At 62.8% G+C, this 9,324-nt stretch carries 6 protein-coding genes and 1 pseudogene; 5 read left to right on the top strand and 2 right to left on the bottom strand.

All coding sequences use genetic code 11. From position 1 onward, the window contains the following. The first annotated feature begins 21 nt into the window (after positions 1-21). The 3 genes from gcvP (at position 22) to EOA86_RS10435 (ending at position 6,159) form a co-directional block, all read left to right on the top strand. Positions 22-2,832, top strand: coding sequence for an aminomethyl-transferring glycine dehydrogenase (gene gcvP, locus EOA86_RS10445; RefSeq protein ID WP_127211220.1), 2,811 nt, complete (start codon positions 22-24; stop codon positions 2,830-2,832). 237 nt (positions 2,833-3,069) lie between these two features. Beyond that, entirely contained in the window at positions 3,070-5,121 is a 2,052-nt protein-coding gene (parE, locus tag EOA86_RS10440; protein WP_128341552.1) for a DNA topoisomerase IV subunit B, read from the top strand. A 363-nt stretch (positions 5,122-5,484) separates the two neighbouring features. Then, on the top strand, positions 5,485-6,159 hold the full coding sequence (locus EOA86_RS10435; protein ID WP_127212158.1) for an outer membrane protein: 675 nt from the start codon (positions 5,485-5,487) through the stop codon (positions 6,157-6,159). An 88-nt stretch (positions 6,160-6,247) separates the two neighbouring features. Here EOA86_RS10435 and EOA86_RS10430 read toward each other — a convergent pair whose 3' ends face one another. Next, positions 6,248-7,369 carry a DUF2336 domain-containing protein gene (locus EOA86_RS10430; protein WP_128341551.1) on the bottom strand — a complete coding sequence of 374 codons (1,122 nt, stop codon included), beginning with the start codon at positions 7,367-7,369 and terminating at the stop codon, positions 6,248-6,250. A 236-nt stretch (positions 7,370-7,605) separates the two neighbouring features. Between EOA86_RS10430 and EOA86_RS10425 the strand changes: the two genes are divergently transcribed. Together EOA86_RS10425 and EOA86_RS10420 are read left to right on the top strand one after the other, a co-directional pair. Further along, positions 7,606-8,058, top strand: a complete 453-nt coding sequence (locus EOA86_RS10425; protein ID WP_065009464.1) for a MaoC family dehydratase — start codon at positions 7,606-7,608, stop codon at positions 8,056-8,058. Positions 8,059-8,061: 3 nt separating this feature from the next. Further along, entirely contained in the window at positions 8,062-8,943 is an 882-nt protein-coding gene (locus EOA86_RS10420) for a CoA ester lyase (protein WP_128341549.1), read from the top strand. A gap of 30 nt (positions 8,944-8,973) precedes the next feature. Here the strand turns inward: EOA86_RS10420 and EOA86_RS10415 are convergent. Beyond that, positions 8,974-9,324, bottom strand: a pseudogene (locus EOA86_RS10415) (flavin reductase); the annotation flags it as partial.

Here is a 9,324-nt window from a genome sequence, read left to right as displayed (position 1 = left end):
GTTGATAGCAGGACCAGGAAGATGACCGCAGCACCCTACGCCTTCTCGGCCCGCCATATTGGCCCCGACCTCAATGACGTCAGAGCCATGCTGGCGACGATCGGCGTTCCCTCAGTCGAGACGCTGATCAGCCAGGCTGTGCCGAGATCGATCCGGCTCGACCGGCCGCTGGTTTTGCCGGCCCCGGCGAGCGAAGCGGAGGCACTGGCCGAGCTTTCGGCGACGATGGCCAAAAATACCGTGTTGAAGAGCTTTATCGGTGCCGGTTACCACGGCGTCCACGTGCCGCCGGTCATCCAGCGCAATCTGTTCGAGAACCCGGCCTGGTATACGGCTTACACTCCCTACCAGGCTGAGATCAGCCAGGGCCGGCTCGAAATGCTGTTCAATTTCCAGACCTTGGTCACTGAGCTGACCGGCCTGCCGGTGGCGTCGGCCTCGCTGCTCGACGAGGCGACGGCGGTGGCCGAGGCGGTCGGCATTGCATTGCGCCATCATCGCGACAAGCGGACCAAGGTGGCGCTTGCCGGCACGCCGCACCCGCAGACGCTCGACGTCGTGCGCACCCGCGCTGAGCCCCTCGGCATCGAGGTCGACGGCGACACGATCGACGACAACACCGCCGCTCTGCTGGTTTCCTGGCCTGATACGTTTGGCGTCTATGGCGACCACAAGGCGGTAATCGAGAAGGCCCGCGCCACCGGCACGCTGGTCGTTTTCATTGCCGATCCGCTCGGCCTGACGCTGACCGACGCGCCGGCTACGCTTGGCGCCGACATCGCCGTCGGCCCGATGCAGCGCTTTGGCGTGCCGATGGGCTTTGGCGGGCCGCACGCCGCCTATTGCGCTGTTTCCGACAGGCTGACGCGGTTGATGCCCGGCCGCCTTGTCGGCCAGTCCACTGACAGCAAGGGCCGCCCCGGCTATCGTCTCGCCTTGCAGACGCGCGAACAGCACATCCGCCGCGACAAGGCGACCTCCAACATCTGCACCGCGCAGGCGCTGCTCGCCAACATGGCGACGGCCTATGCGATCTGGCATGGCCCTGCCGGGCTGCAGGCGATTGCCGGCCGAATCCATTCATTGGCCAACCGGCTGGCGACCGGTCTCACCGCGTCAGGAATTTCGGTGCTTGGCGGAAGCCGCTTCGACACGGTGACGGTGGAAGTGAAAGGCAGAGCCGGCGCGATCGCCGCCGCTGCTGAAAAGACCGGCCGATTGCTGCGCGTCATCGACGCCGACCACATCGGCATCAGCTTCGACGAGACCTCGACCGATGCCGATCTGGACGCCATTGCAGCACTGTTCGGCGCCAAGGCAGGCGCTGCTGGCACCAGCACCACTCCGGGCAAGCCACGCGGTAAGGCGTTTCTCAGCCAGCCGGTCTTCCACGAAAACCACTCGGAAACGGAGATGATGCGCTTCTTGCGCCGGCTGGCCGACAAGGACCTGGCGCTCGACCGCGCCATGATCCCGCTCGGCTCCTGCACGATGAAGCTCAACGCCGCCGCCGAGATGATGCCGGTGAGCTGGCCAAGCGTCGCCAATCTGCATCCATTCGCGCCGGCCGGGCATTCGGCAGGCTATCGCGCGATGGTTGGCGAACTGGAAGGCTGGCTGTCGGAGATCACTGGCTTCGATGCGGTCAGCCTGCAGCCCAATGCCGGCAGCCAGGGAGAGTATGCCGGGCTGCTCGCCATTCGCGGCTATCACCGCTCGCGCGGCGAAGGCCACCGCACCGTCTGCCTGATCCCGTCATCCGCGCATGGCACCAATCCGGCGAGTGCGGCGATGGCCGGCATGAGCGTCGTCGTCGTGCGCTGCACCGAGGATGGCAATATCGATATGGACGATATGAGTGCCAAAGCCAATGAGCATTCCAAGAATCTCGCCGCGCTTATGTTCACCTATCCTTCGACGCATGGCGTATACGAGGAAGGCGCGCGCCACCTCTGCGCCCTCATTCACGAGCATGGCGCCCAGGTCTATTTCGACGGCGCCAACCTCAACGCCTTGGTCGGCCTCGCTCGCCCCGGCGACATCGGCGCCGATGTCTGCCACATGAACCTGCACAAGACCTTCTGCATCCCGCATGGCGGCGGCGGTCCCGGCGTCGGCCCGATCGGCGTCAAGGCGCATCTGAGACCTTATCTGCCCGGCCACGTCACCGAAGGCTCGGGCCATGCCGTGTCGGCCGCACCGTTCGGCAGCGCTTCGATCCTGCCGATCACCTGGATGTATATCCGCATGATGGGCGCTTCCGGCCTCAAGCAGGCGACCGAGACGGCGATCGTTTCCGCCAACTACGTGGCGACGCGGCTCGCGCCGCACTTCCCGCTCCTCTACAAGGGCAGGCACGATCGCATCGCCCATGAGTGCATCCTCGACACCCGCGTACTGAAGGAGAGCTCCGGCATCAGCGTCGACGATATCGCCAAGCGGCTGATCGATTATGGTTTCCATGCGCCGACCATGTCGTTTCCGGTAGCCGGCACGCTAATGGTCGAGCCGACCGAGTCCGAGCCCAAGAGCGAACTCGATCGCTTCTGCGAGGCGATGATCGCGATATCAGGCGAGGCAGCCAAGGTGGCGAAAGGCGAATGGCCCTTGGCCGACAATCCGCTGGTCAATGCGCCGCATACCGCGGCCGAGGCGCTGGCCGGCCAGTGGACCCATCCCTATTCGCGCCTGGAGGCGGCCTATCCCGCCGGTGATGCCGACACATCAGCCAAATACTGGCCGCCGGTGTCGCGCATCGACAATGTCGCCGGCGACCGCAACCTAGTCTGCTCCTGCCCGCCGCTGTCGGAATATCTAGGGGCGGCGGAATAGAACCAGCCGATTGCGACGCAGACTGCCCCCTCATTTCCCGCGCACACGCAATGAGGGTGGCTGATGCGGCAAACCACCCCTGAAGGCCGGAGTTTCGACCCATTTCCGCCGCTTGGTTGCCGGATGGTTTTGCAGTAAGAGGCCTATCCTCGAACGTAACAGGAACCTCCGTCGCCTGCCCGCAAAAAGCGTGGCAGTATCGGATGGTGATTCGCAGCATCGCAATCCAGGACCAGCATGGACGACAACAACGATCTTTTCGGCACTATGGACAAGCAGTCGCAACCGGTTCGCGCCACCGCTCGCCCGGCCGACCCGCTGGTGCAGGCGGCGAAGCGCCCGGCATCCCGCGACGGCAGCGAGAGCTACAGCGCCGCCGACATCGAGGTTCTGGAAGGGTTGGAGCCGGTGCGGCGGCGGCCCGGAATGTATATCGGCGGCACCGACGACAAGGCTATGCACCATTTGTTCGCCGAGGTCATCGACAATTCGATGGACGAGGCGGTCGCCGGCCACGCGACCTTCATCGATGTCGAGCTTTCGGCCGATGGATATCTGGCGGTGACCGACAATGGCCGTGGTATCCCGGTCGATCCGCATCCGAAATTCAAGAAGCCGGCGCTCGAAGTCATCATGACGACGCTGCATTCGGGCGGCAAGTTCGACAGCAAGGTCTACGAAACCTCGGGCGGCCTGCACGGCGTCGGCGTCTCCGTCGTCAACGCACTGTCGGACCATCTCGAGGTCGAGGTCGCGCGCGGGCGCCAGCTCTATCGCCAGCGTTTTTCGCGCGGTGTTCCGGTGACCGGCCTGGAGCAACTCGGCGAGGTGCATAACCGGCGCGGCACCAGGATACGCTTCCATCCCGACGAGCAGATCTTCGGCAAGGGTGCGGCATTCGAGCCGGCGCGGCTCTACCGCATGACGCGCTCGAAGGCCTATCTGTTCGGCGGCGTCGAGATCCGCTGGACCTGCGATCCGTCGCTGATCAAGGAGAAGGACACGACGCCGGCTAAGGCCGAGTTCCATTTTCCCGGTGGCCTCAAGGACTATCTGAAAGCCTCGCTCGGCGACGAATTCCAGGTCACCCGCGAAATTTTTGCCGGCAAAAGCGACAGGCAAGGCGGCCACGGTTCGCTCGAATGGGCGGTGACCTGGTTCGGCGGCGACGGGTTCCTCAATTCCTACTGCAACACCATTCCGACCGGCGAAGGCGGCACGCACGAGGCCGGCTTCCGCAACGTCCTGACGCGCGGCTTGCGTGCCTATGCCGATCTGGTCGGCAACAAGCGTGCTTCGATCGTCACGTCGGAAGACGTCATGATCTCAGCGGCAGGCATGCTGTCGGTGTTCATCCGCGAGCCGGAATTCGTCGGTCAGACCAAGGACAGGCTGGCCACGATCGAAGCCATCAGGATCGTCGAGACCGCCATCCGCGACCCCTTCGATCACTGGCTAGCCGATAATCCGCAGGAAGCTTCGAAGCTGCTCGAATGGGTGATCGCGCGTGCCGACGAGCGGGTGCGCCGGCGCCAGGAAAAGGAAGTCTCGCGCAAGAGCGCGGTGCGCAAGCTGCGGCTGCCCGGCAAGCTCGCCGACTGCACGCAGAATGCCGCGGCGGGCGCAGAACTCTTCATTGTCGAGGGCGATTCGGCCGGCGGCTCGGCGAAACAGGCGCGCGACCGCGCCAGCCAGGCGGTGCTGCCGCTGCGCGGCAAAATCCTCAACGTCGCCAGCGCCGGCAACGACAAACTTGCCGGCAACCAACAGATTTCCGACCTGATCCAGGCGCTTGGCTGTGGCACACGCTCGAAGTACCGCGACCAGGATCTGCGCTACGACCGGGTCATCATCATGACAGATGCCGACGTCGACGGCGCCCATATCGCTTCGTTGCTGATCACCTTCTTCTATCAGGAGATGCCGAGCCTGGTCCGCGGCGGCCATCTCTATCTGGCGGTGCCACCGCTCTACTCGATCCGGCAAGGCGGCAAGGTCGCCTATGCCCGCGACGATGCGCACAAGGACGAACTTCTGCACACCGAGTTCACCGGGCGCGGCAAGGTCGAAATCGGCCGCTTCAAGGGGTTGGGCGAAATGATGGCCGCCCAGCTCAAGGAAACCACCATGGACCCGACAAAGCGCACGCTGCTCAGGGTCGATGTTATCGAGGCCGAGGCGGCGACCAAGGATGCGGTCGACGCGCTGATGGGCACCAAGCCGGAAGCCCGCTTCCGCTTCATCCAGGAACGTGCGGAATTCGCCGAGACCGAAGTGCTGGATATCTGAGCGTCTTCTGCTCGGCGACCGCAAACGGCGATCGTTGCTGGCAGATCGCGGCCTTGCTGCGCATGATCGCCGCCGCGATCAAGGATTTCCCGGATTTCTTCGCGAAGGAGGGGTAATCCCATCAATGTGACAAGCACTAGAAACGCGATTGAAGCAAGCCGGTGCCGCTTTGCATGTCAAGCAGCGCTGAAAGCGCCGAAATAGTTGCGTCTGCTGCTTTGAAATCCGGCGACTTCTGCAATTTTGTGTCCTATTTGCAACAACAAAGAGGAACCGTTGTCCAACCGACTCGAAGAGAGACCGCGCATATGGACCAAAGCCTGCAGTCTAAGGTAGTAGTTTGCTATTATTAGGGGGCAAATTATGCGCAAGATTCTTCTCGCATCCATTCTCGTTATTGGCTCATCCGAGGTTGCAATCTCGGCCGACGCTGTGATTGATACACTACCCGTTGAGTCGGCCTACAACTGGAGCGGCGCCTATTTGGGCGGATTTATCGGCTACGGTTTTGGTGACACCGAACATCTCAATCCGCCCGGTGAGACGGGAAATCTGGACATCGACGGGGTCATCGGCGGTGTCGCCGTGGGCTACAACTACCAGGTGGACCATTACGTTCTTGGCGTCGAGGCAGACATTGCCTGGTCGGGCATAGACGGTTCCCACGGGCCAGCTTTGTTCAACACCTTCAATTGCGGGTCGGGCCCGTGCGAGACTGAAGTCAACTGGCTTGCCACAATCCGCGGCAGGGCGGGCTATGCTTTCGACAATATCCTGCCATACGTAACTGGTGGTGTGGCGATCGGAGGCGTGGATGCACGCATCCAAAATGCCCCCACGTTGCAGGACGGCGAGGAGACTCAGATCGGCTGGACGGTGGGCGCAGGTATTGAATACGGCATCACGCAGCAATGGACCGCCAAGGTCGAATACCTCTACACTGATCTCGGAGATTGGCGGTACGACAGCGACGGCTCGGACTTCAGCGCCACGGCAAAGTTCTCAACCGTGAAGTTCGGCGTCAATTACCGATTCTGACTATCGGCCTGTCCTGATTTCTCGCTCGGGTGTTGTAGAACGCCCGAGCTTCTGGTGTTGCGCAAACCACAGACAGTCCGTTTGAGTGTCAGGCCGCAGCGATCGCCAGCGCATGGCCACGCGCGTTTTCGCGAAGCGCATCGAGATGGATCGATTTGACCAATCCGGCGAGATCGCCTTCGGCGGACTGCCCGCCCAATTCCTTCAGCATTAGCCAGCTCACTTCCTGGACGCCGGCCAGGCGCTTGCCATTGGCAACCTCGCGCCAGATCTTTAGCGCGCGCAGGATGATCGCGTGCGTGGCCGCGGCAAGGCCGGCGCTGCGGAACAGCGCCTGCAGCGCCACGTCATGCCCGCCGGCCAGCAGCGCCCTCACCCGTTGTTCGGATTGCTGGCTGAGCGCGACCAGCGCCGAGCCGAAGAAGTCGACCTTGCCATGCGCGATGGTACGAATGATGAAGCTTGCTGTCAGGTCGCCGCGCAGGCGCAGATGCTCGATGAGCGCCGCATGTTCTTCCTGGCGCGTGCCTTCGATCAGCGTCATGGAAGCTTTGACGCAGGCGTCGCGCATGACGCGCTCGGTTCTGGCACGGCCCATCAGCGCCACCACCAGCGGCGAGCCTTTAAGCGTTTCACCAAGTTTTATCAGCAGCATATGCCGGCAGTCGGCGGGCAGACGCGCGTCTGCTATCAGCGCTTCGCGCACCGAAGGCAGATGGCCATGACGTTCGGCGATACGGCGGAAGCTGAGCGAAGCGATGTCGGCGCCGCTGTTGGCGAGAAGCGTGGCGCAGGCTTCCGGCTCGCCGATTTCGGCGATCGCCGCGGCAACCGCCATGGAGACGCGCGCACGATCGGCGATCAGTTTCTGCGTCGCCTTTTGGCCACCCGCAACGCGGTCGATCAGATCGGCATCGGTGAGCAGCGGCGAACGTGCTAGCACCAGGCTTGCAACTTCCGGTTGATCTGACGCCAGCGCGCTGATGATCTGCAGCGGCGCGTGATGGCTCATCGACAGCGATTCTGCAATCGCCAGCCGCACTTTCGACGAGGCATCGTCGAGCAGCAGCGTCAGCGCGGCCTCCGCCGCGCAGCGATCCTCGAAAGGCAGATCGGCATTGATGTAGGCGCGAGCCAGAGCGCCTGCCGCAGCGGCGCGCTCCGAAACCTTGGCCGTGTAGATCCATTTCAGGAAATGCGAAACAACCATGCCGTCCGCTACGCCCCTAACCCGAGTCCGTTCCCGCCCCAGGAAGACCGTAGGCAGAAATGGTTTACGAACGGTTCACCATGTTTGTTAACTGGCTTGCGAGCGCGGTATGCAGCGCCTATCAACCCCTTAGAGGGGCGTACAGAAGTACGCTCTAACACTTTGAATCTTCGCATCGTGCTTTCCGAACATCGATTCCGATTTTCAGGCCGATGCGGCAGCGGAGGAGATCGAGCATGGCCGGGCTTTATCTGGAAGAGTTCGTCGTCGGCCATGTCTTCCGGCACACGCTGCGGAAAACCGTCACCGAAAGCGACAACATGCTGTTTTCGGTAATGACGCTGAACCCGCAACCGCTGCACATTGATTTCGACTTCGCCGCCAAAAGTGAATGGGGCAAGCCGCTGGTCAATTCGCTGTTCACGCTGGGCCTGATGATCGGCATTTCGGTGAACGACATCACCGTCGGCACCACCATCGCCAATCTCGGCATGAAGGAGACGGTGTTTCCGCATCCGGTCTTCCACGGCGACACGATCCGCGTCGAGACGACGGTGATGTCGGTGCGCGACTCCAGGTCGAAACCGGATCGCGGCATCGTCGAGTTCGAGCACCGCGCCTACAACCAGAACGACGTGCTCGTCGCCAAATGCACGAGGCAGGCAATGATGATGAAGAAGGCGGCCTGACCGATGCGCTCGCTGCTGTTCGTTCCAGGCGATTCCGAAAAGAAGCTGGAAAAGGCGTTTGACGCCGGCGCCGACGTGGTCATCGTCGATCTCGAGGATTCGGTCGCGCCACAAAACAAGGCCTTGGCACGCGATATCGCCGCACGCTTCATCCCCGAACACAGGCATCAAACCAGATCCGCGATCTATGTCCGCATCAACGATCTCTCGACCGGCCTGACCGATGACGATCTGGCGGCGCTCGTGCCGGTGAAACCCCGCGGGATCATGCTGCCGAAGTCGAATAGCGGACAGGATGTCCAGCATCTCTCGGCAAAGCTCAGGGTGCACGAGGCCGAAAGCGGGCTGCCGGATGGTGAGATAAAAATCCTGCCGATCATCACCGAAACAGCTGCCGGCGTGCTGGCGGCTGCGACCTATGCCAACGCAAGCGCGCGGCTTGTCGGCTTGACCTGGGGTGCGGAAGACCTGTCGGCAGCAATCGGTGCGCGCACGGCCCGCGACGAGAATGGCCGCTACACCGATGTGTTCCGCTTCGCACGCACCATGACCATCCTTGCCGCGGCTGCCGCGGAAGTCGCGGCGATCGACACGGTTTTTCCGCACTTTCGCCACATGGCGGGCTTCGAGGCGGAATGCGCCGAGGCAGAGCGCGACGGGTTCACCGGCAAGATGGCAGTCCATCCGGCGCAAGTGCCGGTCATCAACGCTGCCTTTACGCCGTCGACCGAGGCGGTGAAACACTCCCTGGCGATCGTTCAGGCATTCGAGGCGGCTGGAAATCCCGGCGTCGTCGGCATCGATGGCAAAATGTACGACCGGCCGCATCTGCGGCTGGCAGAGCGGCTTGTGGCGCGAGCCAGGGCGGCAGGGATTTCCACCTAATCTTTTGCCAGCCCTAATCTTTCTCCAGCCCTAATCCTTTCCCCAGCGAGGCCGGCGCATCGAAAAGATCTCGCTGACGCTGGCATAATCCATGTAGCCGAGACGGCCGACATTGCCCGCCTTGGCGATATCGAAGATGCCGTCGTTCAGGAATGCATCGTCGATATGCACACCGACGACTTCGCCGGCAACGACGATGGCGCTGGTCAGCGTCCCGTCCAGCGCCTTTGGCCGCAAGATCTCCGTCACCCGGCATTCAAGCGCCGCGGGCGCTGCCGCGACGCGGGGCGGCGCAACCAGACGCGACGGCGCCATTGTGAGATCGGCATAGTCGAATTCGGTCACGCCGCGCGGCGCATCGACCGCCGTGCGGACCATTTT

This window comes from Mesorhizobium sp. M5C.F.Ca.IN.020.32.2.1, from assembly GCF_004023105.1.
GTDB lineage: Bacteria > Pseudomonadota > Alphaproteobacteria > Rhizobiales > Rhizobiaceae > Mesorhizobium > Mesorhizobium wenxiniae.
The sequence above is the reverse complement of the archived record's forward strand: the minus strand, read 5'-3'. Positions and strand labels throughout refer to the sequence as shown.